Annotated in this window: 13 protein-coding genes and 1 riboswitch; of the genes, 10 read left to right on the plus strand and 3 right to left on the minus strand. The window is 72.4% G+C overall.

Features of this window, described 5'->3' with window-relative positions:
- Window positions 1-10: 10 nt before the first annotated feature.
- From qcrC to LUZ64_RS03395, 5 genes are all read left to right on the plus strand, one after another.
- Window positions 11-820, plus strand: a complete 810-nt coding sequence (gene qcrC, locus LUZ64_RS03375) for a cytochrome bc1 complex diheme cytochrome c subunit (protein ID WP_095579060.1) — start codon at window positions 11-13, stop codon at window positions 818-820.
- Window positions 817-1,875, plus strand: coding sequence for a cytochrome bc1 complex Rieske iron-sulfur subunit (gene qcrA, locus LUZ64_RS03380; RefSeq protein ID WP_095579061.1), 1,059 nt, complete (start codon window positions 817-819; stop codon window positions 1,873-1,875). The genes qcrC and qcrA overlap by 4 nt, the downstream gene beginning before the upstream one ends.
- Window positions 1,872-3,521, plus strand: a complete 1,650-nt coding sequence (gene qcrB, locus LUZ64_RS03385) for a cytochrome bc1 complex cytochrome b subunit (protein WP_095579062.1) — start codon at window positions 1,872-1,874, stop codon at window positions 3,519-3,521. The genes qcrA and qcrB overlap by 4 nt, the downstream gene beginning before the upstream one ends.
- 165 nt (window positions 3,522-3,686) lie before the next feature.
- Window positions 3,687-4,751, plus strand: a complete 1,065-nt coding sequence (gene trpD, locus LUZ64_RS03390) for an anthranilate phosphoribosyltransferase (protein ID WP_095579063.1) — start codon at window positions 3,687-3,689, stop codon at window positions 4,749-4,751.
- Between the two features lie 79 nt (window positions 4,752-4,830).
- Window positions 4,831-4,947, plus strand: a riboswitch (SAM riboswitch).
- 180 nt (window positions 4,948-5,127) lie between these two features.
- Window positions 5,128-6,483, plus strand: a complete 1,356-nt coding sequence (locus LUZ64_RS03395) for an aminotransferase class V-fold PLP-dependent enzyme (protein WP_095579064.1) — start codon at window positions 5,128-5,130, stop codon at window positions 6,481-6,483.
- 139 nt (window positions 6,484-6,622) lie between these two features.
- Here LUZ64_RS03395 and LUZ64_RS03400 read toward each other — a convergent pair whose 3' ends face one another.
- Window positions 6,623-6,904 carry an Lrp/AsnC family transcriptional regulator gene (locus LUZ64_RS03400; protein ID WP_087928446.1) on the minus strand — a complete coding sequence of 94 codons (282 nt, stop codon included), beginning with the start codon at window positions 6,902-6,904 and terminating at the stop codon, window positions 6,623-6,625.
- Window positions 6,901-7,671 carry a rhomboid family intramembrane serine protease gene (locus LUZ64_RS03405; protein WP_095581806.1) on the minus strand — a complete coding sequence of 257 codons (771 nt, stop codon included), beginning with the start codon at window positions 7,669-7,671 and terminating at the stop codon, window positions 6,901-6,903. Before LUZ64_RS03405 ends, LUZ64_RS03400 begins: the two co-directional genes overlap by 4 nt.
- Before the next feature lie 245 nt (window positions 7,672-7,916).
- Here LUZ64_RS03405 and LUZ64_RS03410 point away from each other — a divergent pair, with 245 nt between their 5' ends.
- The 5 genes from LUZ64_RS03410 (at window position 7,917) to LUZ64_RS03430 (ending at window position 13,762) form a co-directional block, all read left to right on the plus strand.
- Complete coding sequence (locus LUZ64_RS03410) at window positions 7,917-8,156, plus strand: hypothetical protein (RefSeq protein ID WP_095581807.1); 240 nt, start codon at window positions 7,917-7,919, stop codon at window positions 8,154-8,156.
- A 19-nt stretch (window positions 8,157-8,175) separates the two neighbouring features.
- Entirely contained in the window at window positions 8,176-9,555 is a 1,380-nt protein-coding gene (locus LUZ64_RS03415; RefSeq protein WP_095581808.1) for an NYN domain-containing protein, read from the plus strand.
- A 281-nt stretch (window positions 9,556-9,836) separates the two neighbouring features.
- On the plus strand, window positions 9,837-10,934 hold the full coding sequence (locus LUZ64_RS03420; protein ID WP_095581809.1) for a C40 family peptidase: 1,098 nt from the start codon (window positions 9,837-9,839) through the stop codon (window positions 10,932-10,934).
- A 249-nt stretch (window positions 10,935-11,183) separates the two neighbouring features.
- Window positions 11,184-12,239, plus strand: a complete 1,056-nt coding sequence (locus LUZ64_RS03425) for a C40 family peptidase (protein ID WP_095581811.1) — start codon at window positions 11,184-11,186, stop codon at window positions 12,237-12,239.
- A 164-nt stretch (window positions 12,240-12,403) separates the two neighbouring features.
- Complete coding sequence (locus tag LUZ64_RS03430; RefSeq protein WP_232390016.1) at window positions 12,404-13,762, plus strand: hypothetical protein; 1,359 nt, start codon at window positions 12,404-12,406, stop codon at window positions 13,760-13,762.
- Between the two features lie 135 nt (window positions 13,763-13,897).
- Here the strand turns inward: LUZ64_RS03430 and LUZ64_RS03435 are convergent, their stop codons facing one another.
- On the minus strand, window positions 13,898-15,163 hold the full coding sequence (locus tag LUZ64_RS03435) for a glycosyltransferase 87 family protein (protein WP_372471986.1): 1,266 nt from the start codon (window positions 15,161-15,163) through the stop codon (window positions 13,898-13,900).
- Window positions 15,164-15,339: the final 176 nt, after the last annotated feature.

Here is a 15,339-nt window from a genome sequence, read left to right on the forward strand (position 1 = left end):
GGGGTAATCCGTGAAAAAGCTCTCCGCACGACGACGCCATCCGCTGGCGGCGGTCGTCGTCCTACTCTTCGCGCTGGCGGTAACCGGGGGGCTGTACGCCGCGTTCGCGCCGGCGGACACGGCCAAGGCCGATGACACCGCCCAGTCCCTTGCCATCGAGGAGGGCAAGAAGCTCTATTCCGTGGGCTGCGCCAGCTGCCACGGCACCGGCGGTCAGGGCACCACCGACGGCCCGAGCCTCGTCGGCGTGGGCGCCGCGGCCGTCGACTTCCAGGTCGCCACCGGCCGTATGCCGCTGCAGCAGCAGGGCGCCCAGGCGCCGAGGAAGAAGGCGATCTACTCCCAGGCCGAGATCGACCAGCTGGCCGCGTACGTCGCGTCGCTCGGCGCCGGTCCGTCGGTCCCGTCGAAGGAGCAGTACAGCCCCGACGGCGCGGACATCGCCAAGGGCGGGGAGCTCTTCCGTACGAACTGCGCGCAGTGCCACAACTTCACCGGTAAGGGCGGCGCCCTCTCGAACGGCAAGTACGCCCCCACCCTTGAGGACGTCAACCCCAAGCACATCTACGAGGCCATGCAGACCGGCCCGCAGAACATGCCTTCCTTCCCCGACACCACCATGTCGGAGAAGAACAAGAAGGACGTCATCGCGTACCTCGACACGGTCAACAGCAGCAAGGCGGAGAGCCCCGGCGGCCTCGAACTGGGTGGGCTCGGCCCGGTCAGTGAGGGTCTGTTCGCGTGGGTCTTCGGGCTGGGTGCGCTGATCGCCGCCGCCATCTGGGTCGCCTGCCGGACCGCAAAGGCCAAGAAGTCATGAGTAGCCAAGACATTCCAGAAGAGAACCTGCCGAGCACGCAGGACGAGGCGCACGGCGGAGCCGTGACCACGAAGGTCGCCGACCCGTTCGCCGACCCGGGCATGCCCCCGCACGAGCACCGCATCCAGGACATCGACGAGCGGGCCGCGAAGCGCTCCGAGCGCGCGGTCGCGTTCCTGTTCCTGTTGTCCATGCTGGCCACGGTCGGGTTCATCGCCTCGTACGTGACCCTGCCGGTCGACAAGAACATCTACGTCTTCCCGATCGGCCACATCAGCGCGCTGAACTTCTCGCTGGGGCTCACCCTCGGCGTGGCGCTGTTCTGCATCGGCGCCGGCGCGGTCCACTGGGCCCGCACGCTGATGTCGGACGTGGAGGTCGCCGACGAGCGTCACGCGATCGCGGCCGAGCCCGAGGTCAAGGCCAAGGTCATGGCCGACTTCCGGGAAGGCGCCGAGGAGTCGGCCATCGGCCGGCGCCCGCTGATCCGCCGCACCATGTTCGGCGCGCTCGCGCTGCTGCCGCTCTCCGGTGTGGTCCTGCTCCGTGACCTCGGACCGCTCCCGGGCACCAAGCTCCGGAAGACCGCCTGGTCCGAGGGCAAGATGCTGATCAACCAGAACACCCTCCAGCCCCTGCGGCCCGAGGACGTCCAGGTCGGCTCCCTCACCTTCGCCATGCCCGAGGGCATGAAGGAGGAGGACCACGATTTCCAGAAGGAGATCGCCAAGGCCGCCCTGATGATCGTCCGGCTCCAGCCGGAGAACATCAAGGACAAGCGCGAGCTGGACTGGTCCGTCGACGGCATCGTCGCGTTCTCCAAGATCTGCACGCACGTCGGCTGCCCGATCAGCCTCTACGAGCAGCAGACGCACCACGTGCTCTGCCCGTGCCACCAGTCCACCTTCGACCTCGCCGACGGCGGACGAGTGATCTTCGGCCCGGCCGGGCACGCCCTTCCGCAGCTGCGGATCAAGGTCAACGACAAGGGCTACCTTGAGGCCATGGGCGACTTCGCCGAGCCCGTCGGTCCTGCCTACTGGGAGCGCGGATGAGTACTACGACCACGAATCAGTCCGGTGCCGGCGCACCGGGCCGGCGCAAGGCGCCCGCGGGTGAGCGGGTAGCCGACTGGGCCGACGGCCGGCTGGGTATCTACACCCTGGCCAAGGCCAACATGCGCAAGATCTTCCCGGACCACTGGTCCTTCATGCTGGGTGAGGTCTGCCTCTACAGCTTCGTGATCATCATCCTCACGGGTGTGTATCTGACGCTGTTCTTCCACCCCAGCATGAGCGAGGTCGTCTACCACGGCTCGTACGTCCCCATGCAGGGCATGCGGATGTCCGAGGCGTTCCAGTCGACGCTCAACATCAGCTTCGACATCCGTGGCGGTCTGCTCATCCGGCAGATCCACCACTGGGCCGCGCTGATCTTCCTCGCGGCGATGTTCGTGCACATGATGCGCGTCTTCTTCACGGGTGCCTTCCGCAAGCCGCGTGAGGTCAACTGGCTGTTCGGCTTCCTGCTGTTCGTCCTCGGCATGTTCACCGGTTTCACCGGTTACTCCCTGCCGGACGACCTGCTCTCCGGCACCGGTGTCCGCTTCATGGAGGGCGCGATCCTGTCCGTGCCGATCATCGGCACGTACATCTCGATGTTCCTCTTCGGTGGCGAGTTCCCGGGCTCGGACTTCGTGCCGCGCTTCTTCTCGATCCACGTCCTGCTGCTGCCGGGCATCATGCTCGGTCTGCTCGTGGCGCACCTCATCCTCGTCGTGTACCACAAGCACACCCAGTACCCCGGCCCCGGCCGCACCGAGAAGAACGTCGTCGGCATGCCGCTCATGCCGGTCTACATGGCCAAGGCCGGTGGCTTCTTCTTCCTGGTCTTCGGCATCATCGCGGCCATCGCGGCCATCGCCTCGATCAACCCGATCTGGGCCATCGGCCCGTACCGGCCGGACCAGGTGTCCACCGGCGCCCAGCCCGACTGGTACATGGGCTTCGCCGAGGGTCTGATCCGTGTCATGCCGGGCTGGGAGATCAACCTCTGGGGCCACACCCTCGTCCTGGGCGTGTTCATCCCGCTGGTGATCTTCCCGCTGGTCCTGGGCGCGATCGCGGTCTACCCGTTCATCGAGTCCTGGGTCACCGGTGACAAGCGCGAGCACCACCTGCTGGACCGCCCGCGTAACCACCCGACGCGCACCGCGTTCGGCGCCGCGTGGATCGCCGCGTACTTCGTGATGCTGGTCGGTGGTGGAAACGACCTGTGGGCCACCCACTTCCACCTCTCGATCAACGCCATCACCTGGTTCGTCCGGATCGGCTTCTTCGTCATCCCGGTGCTGGTCTTCATCGCCACCCGCCGGATGTGCATGGGCCTCCAGCGCCGCGACAAGGACAAGGTGCTGCACGGCCGCGAGTCGGGCATCATCAAGCGCCTGCCGCACGGTGAGTTCGTCGAGGTCCACGAGCCGCTGTCGCAGGAGGAGCTGCACACCCTCACGTCGCACGAGCAGCCCAAGCCGCTCGAGCTCGGCCCCGAGGTCGACGAGAACGGTGTCAAGCGCAAGATCGGTACTTCCGAGAAGCTCCGGGTGAAGCTCTCCCAGGGCTTCTACGGCGAGGGCACGCAGATCGACAAGCCCACCGCGGAGGAGTACCAGGAGATCACCAGCGGCCACGGCCACCACTGATCCCCGACCGGCCGGTCCGCACCGGCCACTGATCGCTGATCGCCACAGCGAGAGCCCCGTCCAGCGCGTGGACGGGGCTCTTCGCCGTTCCCGGGGCTGGATAGGCTGGACCGGCAGGGCCCCGGAAGGCGGCGGCCCGCAGTCCGACCACCAGGAGCGTGGACCATGAACGTTGTGACCCCGGCAGGCGGCGACAGCGCGGTGGCCCCCTCCTGGCCGGGTCTCCTGGAGGCCCTGCTCGGCGGAGTGGACCTGAGCGCGGACGACACCGCCTGGGCCATGGACCGGATCATGCGCGGCGAGGCCACCGACGCCCAGATCGCCGGCTTCGTCGTCGCCCTGCGCGCCAAGGGCGAGACGGTCGCCGAGATCTCCGGCCTGGTGCGCGCGATGTACGCGCACGCCCGGCTGATCGAGGTGCCCGGCCCCAGCGTGGACATCGTGGGCACCGGCGGCGACGGCGCCAAGACGGTCAACATCTCCACCATGTCCTCGATCGTCGTCGCCGGCACCGGCGCCAAGGTCGTCAAGCACGGCAACCGGGCCGCGTCCTCCGCCAGCGGCGCCTCGGACGTCCTGGAGAAGCTCGGCGTCAATCTGGACCTGACGCCGCGCCGCGTGGTCGAGGTGGCCGAGGAGGCGGGCATCACCTTCTGCTTCGCCGTGAAGTTCCACCCGTCGCTGCGCCATGTCGCCCCCGCGCGGCGGGAGCTGGGCATCCGGACCACCTTCAACGTCCTCGGCCCGCTGACCAACCCCGCCCGGGTGCGGGCCCAGGCCACCGGTGTCGCCGACGCCAGGATGGCCCCGATCCTGGCCGGTGTCCTCGCCGAGCGCGGCTCCTCGGCGCTGGTCTTCCGCGGTGACGACGGGCTGGACGAGCTGACCACGACCGCGACCTCGCGGGTCTGGGTGGTCCGGGACGGAGCGGTCCGCGAGGAGCCCTTCGACCCCCGGGACGTGGGCATCCCGCTGGTGCCCGTGGAGGCGCTGCGCGGCGCCGACGCCTCGTACAACGCCGATGTCGCCCGCCGGCTGCTGGACGGCGCGACCGGGCCCGTGCGGGACGCGGTGCTGCTGAACGCCGCGGCGGCGCTGGTCGCCCTGGACCCGACGGACGCCCCGCTCACGGAGCAGATTTCCGGCGGGATCGCACGGGCCGCGGAGTCGCTGGACTCCGGGGCGGCGAAGCGGGCGCTCGACCGCTGGGTCGAGGCCAGCAACGCGTAACGCCGCGAGGCGAGGTGGGGCGTCCGTGATGCGGACGCCCCTTTCCGCGCGACGATCAGTTGTGCCATACTCCTCGCCAGGTCACGAGTGACAGCGACACGGCCCCGGCCCGCTGTCCGGCAACCCTCCTTCTGCGGCGGGGTGCCCCGGGTGATGACCAGGTCGCAGCCACAGAGGTCTGCGGCAAGCGCGGATCCCTCGCCAGGGATCCTGGTCGTCGAGGGAGTTCTTTCCGTGGTTCAGCGAATGCGTTAGGGCTCAGCACACCCCTTTCAGGGTCCTGCGAGCCCTTTTCCGGTTTTCCGACGCACCTTTTCCTTCCTTTCCCGCGCCCACCGCGCGGCGGAATTCGCCTGCCTTCCCACGGGAGTTCGCCATGTCTGTCCCCACCCTTGCCGCCGACCGTTCGGTTTGCCCGCCTCTGCCCGTTCTCGGGAGGGATGTCCGGGTGCCGCTCGTGACCGGCGGCGAGGTGACCTACGCGGCCCTCGACTACGCGGCCAGCGCGCCCGCCCTCCAGCGGGTCTGGGACGACGTGGCGGCGTACGCGCCCTACTACGGCAGCGTGCACCGCGGGGCCGGTTACCTCTCCCAGCTCTCCACCGACCTCTTCGAGAACAGCCGCGCCGAGGTCGCCGCCTTCCTCGGCTGCCGGCCGGACGACCAGGTGGTCTTCACCCGCTCGACCACCGACTCCCTCAACCTCCTCGCGGCCGCGCTCCCGGCCGGCTGCCGCGTGTTCGTCTTCGAGACCGAGCACCACGCGGCGCTGCTCCCCTGGGAGCGGCGCGCGGACGTCACGGTCACCTACCTCGACGCGCCCCGCTCGCCGCGCGAGGCCGTCGAGACCCTGGAGCGCGCCCTCGCCGACCGGGAGCCCTACGGCCCCGCGCTGGTCTGTGTGACGGCCGCGTCGAACGTGACGGGCGAGCTGTGGCCCGTACGGGAGCTGGCCGCGGCCGCGCACGCCCACGGCGCCCGGATCGTGGTCGACGCCGCGCAACTCGCCCCGCACCACCCGGTGGACGTCGCGGAGCTCGACGCAGACTGGATCGCCTTCTCGGGGCACAAGCTGTACGCGCCGTTCGGCGCCGGGGTGCTCGCCGGCCGGCCGGACTGGCTCCAGGGCGCGGCGCCCTACCTGGCGGGCGGCGGCGCGACCCGCCAGGTGGCGCGGGGTGCCGACGGCGGGGTTCGCGTCGACTGGCACGACACCGTGGCCCGGCACGAGGCGGGCTCGCCCAACGTCATCGGGGCCTACGCCATCGCCTCCGCCTGCAAGGCGCTCACCGAGGCGGGGTTCGAGACGCTCGTGGAGCGCGAGCGGCGGCTCATCGAGGCGGTCCGGGCGGGCCTCGCCGAGGTGCCGGAGGTCCGGGTGCTCTCGCTCTTCGGCGACGACGCGCCGCGGGTAGGCGTGCTCGCCTTCACCGTGGACGGATGGAACAGCTCGCACTTCGCGGCGGCCCTCTCCGCGGAGTACGGCATCGGCGTCCGCGACGGCCTGTTCTGCGCGCACCCGCTCGTACGCCTCCTGCTCGGCGGCGCGCCGGACGCGCCGGGGGAGTGCGGGGCGCCCGACGGGGGGAACCTGAACGCGATCCGGGTGAGCTTCGGGGCGGGGACGCCGGACGAGCACGTGGCGCGGTTCGTGTCCGCGGTGCGGGAGCTTGTGCGGGACGGGGCGCGGTGGTCGTACCGGACGGTGGGTGGGCGGTGCGTTCCCGCGTAGGGGTGTGCGGGTGCGGCGGCGGGCGGGTGGTGCGCCTGCGGCGGGCCTTGTCCCCACCCCGCCCCTTCCCGAACCGGGGCTCCGCCCCGGACCCCGGTCCTCAAACGCCGGACGGGCTGATTTGTTGCCCGGAACCGGGCTACGCGTCCAGGCCGATGGCGAACGCCGCCTCCAGGTCGTGGTGCGAGTACGTGCGGAACGCGATGTGCGTCTCCGTCGAGGCCACGCCCGGGACCTTGCTGATGCGGCCGGGGATGACGTCCGCCAGGTCGTCGTGGCGCGCCACCCGGACCATCGCGATCAGGTCGTGCGCGCCGGTGACGGAGTAGACCTCGCTGACCCCCTCCAGCGCGGCGATCTCCTCGGCGATCTCCGGGATGCGGTCGACGTCGGTCTTGATGAGGACGATCGAAGTGATCACGGCTGGCTCCTATCGGGGGTCGGGGGCGGTCCCCCGGGAGAGCTCAGGCCCTCGCTCGGCCCGGCTGCGCCCTTCACTCTAACCGCACGCCTGTACCGGGCCCACGCGTAGAGGAAGCCGAGCGAGAAGCCCACCACATGGGCGAGATAGGCGACTCCGGGCCGGTCGTCGGCCGCCCGGGCGGCCAGCCACTGCAGGACGAACCAGAAGAGCAGGACGGCCCAGGCGGGGAAGCGCAACGGCAGGAAGAAGAGGAACGGGAAGAGGCTGGTGACCCGGGCCCGGGGGAAGAGGTAGAGGAAGGCCCCGAGCACCCCGGAGATCGCTCCGGAGGCCCCGACGAGCGTCTGCTCGGAGTGGGCGTGCGCGGCGGCGTAGCCGAGCAGTGCCAGCACCCCGGCGGCGAGGTAGAAGAGCGCGAAGGCGACCCGGCCCATGCGCTCCTCGGCCATGGCGCCGAAGACGTGGAGGAAGAGCATGTTCCCCAGCAGGTGCAGCCAGTTGCCGTGCAGGAAGAGAGCCGTGAGCGGGGTGAGCGCCTCGCCCGGCGGGCCGTGCCACAGCTCCTCCGGCACCACGCCCCAGCGGGCGAAGTAGGCGCTCTGCGCGGCCAGCTGCGCGGGCCCGGAGGTGTCGGCCCCGGGGGCGGTCGGCCAGATCGTCAGGCCGGAGGTGGGGCCGAGCACGAAGACGGCACAGCAGATGCCCATGAGGGCGTAGGTGACCACGGGCGTCGCGGACCCCGGGCGCGCTGCCTTTCCGATCATGAGCAGATCATGGCGTACCGGCAGCAAACCGCACAGAGCGCCTCGCCGGGGCGCGGATGCGGGGCCGTACTGCGGCCATCTGGGCGCCGCATGACCATCAGGACGTAGGGTTACGGGGAGCACACCCGCAGTTCGACGGCGCACCGCGGCCCGCCGGGATGCCCGAACGGCGCCCGGCCGGAGAGTAGAAGGCCGGGCCCCGGCCGACGACAGACCGACGACAGACGAGGACGGACGGCGACACCATGGGCGTTCCCCAGCCGACGGCGGAGACCCGCTGGCGCTGCACGCTGTGCGGCAATCTGACCAGGTTCGACGTGACGCGGTCGACCAGGGCCGTGGAGTACGTGCACCTCGACCTGGCCGGTGAGCCTCGGGTGGAGGAGCGTGAAGTGGTCAGTGAGACGATCGAGTCCGTGCGGTGCCGGTGGTGCAACGCGGTCGACCAGATCGAGCTGGTGGACCGGCCGGGCGCGAACGCCTGAAGAACGGGAGCGGTGAACGGTGGTTGAGCATACAGGCGGCGCGGACGCGGCCGGTGAACCCGAGGACACCGGTGGGCCGGACGGTGTCGCCGAGGTGCTCGACCGACCCCTGCCCGAAGGGGTCAGGCGCCGGGTCGTCGCACTGGTCGCGGAGGCGTTCGGCGGCCTGACGGTCGCCGAACTGCCCGCCGCGCTGCGCCAGTACGCCCGGTTCACGGCCAGTCGCCGTGCCAAGTTCGCCGGCAACGCCATGGCCGCCGCCGTGGAGAACGACGCGGCCTTCCGGCAGCGGATCTCCGCCCGGCTGCGGGAGACGGGCTCCGAACTGGCCGAGGCGCTGGACGCCGGTTCGCCGCCCGCCGCCGCGGACCCCGAGGACGTGGCCGCGATGGCCTATGTCCTGCGGCCCGCCGGCTGGGTCAAGCTGGTCACGGCCGCGGGCGAGGAGGCCCAGCGGGCGAGCGCCGAACGGGCGGGCGAGGAGGCGCAGCGCGAGCTGCGGCGGCTGCGCGAGGAGCTGGCCGAGGCCCGCGCCGAGGCCCGTACGGAGAGCGAGCGCGTGCGCGCCGAGCTGGAGGCGGCGCGCAAGGAGACCGACGCGCTCCAGCGCAAGCTGCGCAGCGCGCAGAGCGACGTGCGGCGCGGCGAGGCCGCGCTGCGCAAGACCGAGGCCGAGCTGGAGGGCGTGCGGACGGCCGGTGCCGCCGAGAAGGCCGCGGCGCTGGGCGAGGCGCGGCGGCTCAAGGCGCGGCTGTCGGAGGCCGAGGCGGCGCTGGAGGCCAGCCGCCGGGCGACCCGCGAGGGCCGCAGCGTGGAGGACATGAGGCTGCGGCTGCTGCTGGACACGGTCCTGGACGCGGCCCAGGGGCTGCGCCGCGAGCTGGCCCTGCCGCCGGCCTCGGTGCACCCGGCCGACACGGTCGACGCGGTCGAGCCGGGCCGGATGACGCCCAAGGACATCGCCACCCGCGCGCTGTCGGAGACCGACCCGGCCCTTCTCGACCAGCTGCTGGCGCTGCCCCAGGCGCATCTGGTGGTCGACGGCTACAACGTCACCAAGACCGGCTATCCCACGATGCCGCTGGACAAGCAGCGGCTGCGGCTGCTGGGCGGGCTGGCCATGCTGGCCGCGCAGACCGGCGCGGAGATGACCTGTGTCTTCGACGGCGCCGAGCTGGCCGCGCCGGTGCTGCTGGCGCCGCCGCGCGGGGTGCGGGTGCTGTTCAGCAAGCCGGGCGTGACGGCGGACGAGCTGATCCGCCAGCTGGTGCGCGCCGAGCCGCCGGGCCGCCCGGTGGTGGTGGTCTCCACCGACCGCGAGGTGGCCGACGGCGTCGCCAAGGCGGGCGCGCGGCCGGTGGCATCGGCCCTGCTGCTCAAGCGACTTGCCCGGACCTGAGGCGGAGCCCGGTCGGGTGCGGCCGGCTCCGGCCGGTCCCGTACCGGGTGCTCATGGTGCCTGAACGTCAAATTCCGCTTACCGGCCGTGTCCTGTCGGTAAAGGATGGCCTCATGAGGCGAAATTTTTCTCATGAGGATTTGAACGGATCATATGAGGGTCACTAATGTCGGGCCTCGAACCTTCGCGCGGTAGATCATCCATTCGGGGTGGCGGCGAGGGTCCCGCCGCGACCGTGGATCCCGCGTGCCGGGCGGCCGAGGAAGAAGGAGCCCGTCTCCGTGGCGTCCCACCGTCGTCCCAAGCAGCCGGGCCGCACCCGGGTGACCGTGCTCACCGTGACCGCCGCCGCTGCCGTCGCCCTCTCCGCCCAGTCCGCCAGCGCGGACGAGGCGAACAAGGCGGACGTGAAGTCCAAGGTCGACAAGCTCTACGAAGAGGCGGAGCAGGCCACCGAGAAGTACAACGGGGCCAAGGAGAAGCAGGAGAAGCTCGACAAGCAGGTCGGCGACCTCCAGGACAAGGTCGCCCGCGGCCAGGAGGAGCTCAACAAGCTCCGCAACAGCCTCGGTTCGGTCGCCACCGCCCAGTACCGCGGCGGCGCCATCGACCCCTCGCTCCAGCTGCTGCTCTCCTCCGACCCGGACAGCTTCCTGGACAAGGCGTCCACGCTCAACCAGCTCAGCGCCCGCCAGGCCGACACCCTCAAGCAGATCTCCGAGAAGCAGCGCACGCTCAAGCAGCAGCGCCAGGAGGCGACCGGCAAGCTCAAGGACCTCGGGGAGACCCGTAAGGCCCTCGGGGAGAAGAAGGAGGAGGTCCAGGGCAAGCTCGCCGAGGCCCAGAAGCTCCTCAACACGCTCACCGCCAAGGAGCGCGCCGAGATCGCCGCCGAGGACGCCAAGGAGGCCGGCGGCGGCGACGCCGCCAAGGACGGTGCCAAGGGTGATGCCAAGAGCGGGGGCGGCTCGCGCGCCGGCCGCGCCGGCGAGAGCCGCCCGGACCTCGGCAAGGACCTCCCCACCTCGGGCCGCGCCGCCGCCGCGCTCTCCGCCGCGCAGAGCAAGATCGGCACCCCGTATGTGTGGGGCGCGACCGGTCCCAGCTCCTTCGACTGCTCGGGCCTGACCTCCTGGGCGTACGCGCAGGCCGGCGTCACCCTGCCGCGCATCTCGCAGGACCAGGCCAACGCCGGCACCCGCATCTACGACCAGAGCCAGCTCAAGCCCGGTGACCTGGTCATCTTCTACGGCGACCAGCACCACGTCGGCCTCTACGCGGGCAACGGCCAGACCCTGCACGCCCCCCGCTCGGGCACCAATGTGCGCTACGAGTCGATGGGGAACATGCCCTTCCAGTTCGGTGTCCGCATAGGCTGACCGGATACGGCCGAATGGCTGAGCCGCCGCCCGTTCGGGCGAATCGCGGCGACCCCCGCTGACTCCACGCCCCGCCGGTGACCTGCGTCTCCGGCGGGGCGTCAAGTTTCCGGCGCGGAACGGTCTTTGAACCCGGGGTGAGCACGCCGCTACTGTCTGGCGCGCGGTGCCTCGGCACGCCGTCCGCACTTCCCGGGCGGTCCGGGCGACCGCGTCCACCGGAAGCAGAGGAAGGGAGTGCGGCAGCCCGTGGCGTCCCACCGCCGTACCGCGCAGTCAGGTCTCACCCAGACCGTGCGGGCCACCGTCCTGTCCGCCGCCGTGGCCACCGCGGCGGCCACCCTCACCACACCCGCGGGCGCCCGCCCCGCGGGCGACGAGAGCCGGTCCCCCGGCACCGTCAAGGCACAGGTCGACAAGCTCTACGAAGAGGCGGAGCGCGCCACCGAGAAATACAACGCGGCGGACGAACGCGCCGACGACCTGCGGGAGAAGGTGGAGCAGGCCACCGACCGCGTCGCGCGCGGCCAGGAGCAGGTCAACCGGATGCGCGCCGCCCTCGGCATGATCGCCGCCGCGCAGTACCGGAACGGTGCCGTAGCCCCCGCGCTCCAGCTGCTGCTCTCCTCCGACCCCGACGGCTACCTCGACCGGGCCGCCACCCTCGACCGGGTGAGCGGCCGCCGGAGCGAGGAGCTCCGCGCGCTCACGGAGGCCCAGCGCTCCCTGCGCCAGGAGCGGGCGGAGGCGGTGGAGGTCCTCGGGCGGCTGGAGGAGAGCCGCCGCGCCGTCGAGCGCCACAAGCGCGAGGTCGAGAAGAAGCTCGCCACGGCCCGCCGGCTGCTCAACTCCCTGCCCCGCCCCGAGCGGGCGGCCTACGCGCGGGCCTCGCGCTCGGACGGCGACGCCCGTACGGAGAGCCCGCTCGCCGCGCTGCCCGACCTCGCCGCCGTGACCTCCTCGCGCGGCGCCGCCGCGGCCATGGCGGTCCGCTCGGCCGTCGGCTCCCCCTACGCCTGGGGCGCGACCGGCCCTAGCGCGTTCGACTGCTCCGGCCTGATGCAGTGGGCCTACGGGCGGGCCGGGGTGGGTCTGCCCCGCACCTCGCAGGCACAGCGCGGCGCCGGCCGGCAGGTCTCCCTGGCGGAGGCCCGGCCCGGCGATCTGGTGATCTACCGCAGTGACGCCAGCCATGTGGCGATGTACGTGGGCAACGGTCAGGTCGTCCACGCGCCCTACCCCGGAGCCCGGGTGCGCTACGACCCGGCCAACATGATGCCCATTTCCTCCGTCACCCGGCCATGAGCGCGCCCTGAGCGTACGCCGGGGGGCGCGCGGCTCGTACGATGCGGGACGTGACGGGCCGGTGGTGGAGCGGACGAGGGAGCGGTCCCGGAGGTGATTCCGGGGCGGCTCTCCGGGCGTGCCGTCGGCCGGCTCGTCGGGCACCTCACGGAACGGACCGTCGAGTGCGCTGCCGGGCACCGCGCCGGGCATATCGCCGGGCGGCGGCCTGGCTCGCCGCCGGGCTGCTCACGCTCCAGGCCCTGTGCGGCTGCGGGACGCTGGGTCCGGGCTCCGGGCCGGACGTACCGGACGGCGACCGCAAGGCCGTACGGGCGCTGCTGGACCGGTGGTCCGCCGCGCTGCGCGACCGGGACGAGCGGGCCTTCCTCGCCGCCGTGGACCCGGCCGCCGAGGGCTACCGCGCGGAGCAGCGCCGGGTGTTCGCCAATCTCGCCGCCGTGCCGCTGGCCACCTGGGAGTACCGCCTGGTGCGGACCGGGGGCTTCGCGCCCGCCCAGGGCGACGGCCGCCGCCTCGCCGCCGAGACCGAACTCCGCTACCGGCTGGCCGGCTATGACGCGGCACCGGTCGTCACCAAGGCCCGGCTGACCGTCGTCGAGCGCGACGGCCGGTGGTACGTCACGGCCGAGGACGCCCCGCGCGGCCGCCAGCTGTGGCAGCAGGGCCCGGTCACGGCGGTGCGGGGCGAGCGCAGTCTCGTCCTCGGGGTCGGCCAGGACCGGGCGCGCCTGGAGGCCCTCGCGGCCGCCGCCGACCGTGCCGTGCCCGCGGTGGCGGCGGCGTGGCGGGACGGCGGCCCGGGCGAGGGAGACGAGGACGGCGGGGACGGCGGGGACGGGAAGAGCGGTAAAGGCAGGGGCGGAAAGGGCGGAAAGGCGGGGCCGGGCGCGTGGCCCGGCCGGGTCGTCGTGCAGATGCCGGCCTCGGTGGAGCGGATGGCCGCCCTCCTGGACTCGCCCGTCTCCAACTACCGGGGCATCGCCGCCGTGACGACCGGCGAGGTCGGCGGTTCCGGCGAGGCACCGGCCGACCGGATCATCGTCAACCCCGAGGCGTACGGGGCGCTCGGCTCCTTCGGCCGCCAGGTCGTCCTCACCCATGAGACGGCCCATGTCGCCACCCGCGCCCTGACCTCGGCGGCCACCCCGCTGTGGCTCTCGGAGGGCTTCGCCGACTGGACGGCCTACCGGGGCACCGGCCGCACCGCCCGCCAGGCCGCGCCCGAGCTTGCCCGCGCCGTGGCCGCGGGCAAGGCGCCCCGCGGGCTGCCCACGGACGCCGACTTCGGCTTCGCGGGCGAGTCCGGGCGGCTGGCCCGCGCGTACGAGGAGGGCTGGCTGGCCTGCCGGATGATCGCGGAGCGGTGGGGAGAGGAGAAGCTCGTGGCGTTCTACCGGGGGGTGGGCGGACGCGAGCGGCGGTCGGGGGCGGTGGGGGCGGAGCTGCGGCGGGTGCTGGGGATCTCGCAGGTGGAGTTCACGGCGGAGTGGCGGGCCTATGTGGAGCGGGAGCTGGGGTGAGGGGGCCCTGCCCGCCCCTTCCCGTCACCGAGGGCTTCACCCCGGGCCCCTCTTCCGCGCTTCGCGCGGTGTCCTCAAGCTCCCCCGGCTTCCTCCCTCCGCTACCGCCGGGGTGCCCCCGGACGGGCTGGGATCTCAGCCCGTCCGGCGCTTGAGGACCGGAGCCCGGGGCGGGGACCCCGGGTCGGGGACGGGCGGGGCGGGGGAGAGCTCCGCGGGTTCCTCCTCGCGCACCGTCTCGCGCCACAGCCGCGCGCACGAGATCAGCGTCGCCACCACCAGCAGACCGTTCCGCAGGGTCAGCGTCGCCACGCCCAGCTTGTCGCTCGCCACCACGTGCGAGAACCACAAGGGGAACTCCAGCTGCGTCAGCGACGCGGCCACCAGCACCAGCGCGATCGGCAGCCCCTGACGCGTCGTCCGCATCGTCATGCACACCGCCGCCAGACCGATCAGCCAGACCACGTACTGCGGACTGATCACCCGGCTCGTCGTGGTGAACAGGAGCACCGCCGCGAACGCCGCGTCGTACGGCGTGTGGTCCGCGAACCGCCGCGCCCGCAGCCGCCACACCAGCAGCCAGCCGAACGCCAGCACGCTCAGGCCCAGCGCGAGCCTGCTGACCGTGCGGACGTACGGGCCGAGGAACTCCACCGAGCCGTAGTTCAGCCGCGCGTGCCCGTGCCACCCGAAGTGCCGGCCCAGGTGGAAGACCAGCGACCCCAGGGACTCCACCTCGGTGCCCCGGTCCCGCTGGAAGGTCAGGAAGGCCAGCGCCCCCGGCATCGTCACCGCGAAGAGCAGCCCCAGCGTCACCGCCGTGACCAGCGCCGTGCTCCACGCGGACCGGGTGCTCCGGCCGCGCGGTGTCCCCACCAGCAGCAGCACCGGCCAGACCTTCAGCAGCGCGCCGAACGCCATGAGCGCCCCCGCCGCCCGGGTGCGCCGGGCCACCGCCAGCAGCCCCGCCACGGCCACGGCCGTCACCATCACGTCATAACGGGCGTAGACGATCGGACCCAGCAGCGGAACTCCCACCACCCACACCCACACCCCCTTGGCGCTGCGCCGGCCGCCCCGCACCGCGTACAGCAGCAGGGCGAGGACCACCGCGTCCGCGAGGAAGCACACCACGAAGAACGCCGGGGCGTACTCCAGGAACGGCAGCAGGGCGGGGGCGAGCACGGCGAGCGCTGCGGCCGGCGGGTACTGCCACGTCACGTCGTCGTAGGGGAACGTGCCGGTGCGCAGCACCCCGTACCAGCCCTGGTAGATCACCTCGATGTCGACGGAGACGTCCGAACCCGGCAGCACCCACACCCGGAACACGCACAACAGCAGCACGACCCGGGTGACGGCCCACACCGCGACCGAGAGCCGCAAACCAGCGCCCGCCATCATCCACCTCGCCCTTCACGGTCCTCACACGCCGTCCGCGCGCCGCTACTGGAAGGCATGATGCCCGCCCGGACCGCCCTGGCGCGGTGACGTGGCGGTACACCGGCCCCGTTGCCGCCCGATCGCCCCCCCGGCGGCACCTCCCGGGCCGTGCGGGCCGGGACACCCGGTACTGTCGG

Origin of the sequence: Streptomyces albireticuli, assembly GCF_021228125.1 — a bacterium.
Classification (GTDB): Bacteria; Actinomycetota; Actinomycetes; order Streptomycetales; family Streptomycetaceae; genus Streptomyces; species Streptomyces albireticuli.

Bases quoted from the DNA above. Each gene is read 5' to 3' on its own strand.
- LUZ64_RS03395 (WP_095579064.1), top strand. From the start codon at position 5,128: ATGTCTGTCCCCACCCTTGCCGCCGACCGTTCGGTTTGCCCGCCTCTG.
- LUZ64_RS03435 (WP_372471986.1), bottom strand. From the start codon at position 15,163: ATGATGGCGGGCGCTGGTTTGCGGCTCTCGGTCGCGGTGTGGGCCGTC.
- qcrA (WP_095579061.1), top strand. From the start codon at position 817: ATGAGTAGCCAAGACATTCCAGAAGAGAACCTGCCGAGCACGCAGGAC.
- LUZ64_RS03405 (WP_095581806.1), bottom strand. From the start codon at position 7,671: ATGATCGGAAAGGCAGCGCGCCCGGGGTCCGCGACGCCCGTGGTCACC.
- LUZ64_RS03410 (WP_095581807.1), top strand. From the start codon at position 7,917: ATGGGCGTTCCCCAGCCGACGGCGGAGACCCGCTGGCGCTGCACGCTG.
- qcrB (WP_095579062.1), top strand. From the start codon at position 1,872: ATGAGTACTACGACCACGAATCAGTCCGGTGCCGGCGCACCGGGCCGG.
- trpD (WP_095579063.1), top strand. From the start codon at position 3,687: ATGAACGTTGTGACCCCGGCAGGCGGCGACAGCGCGGTGGCCCCCTCC.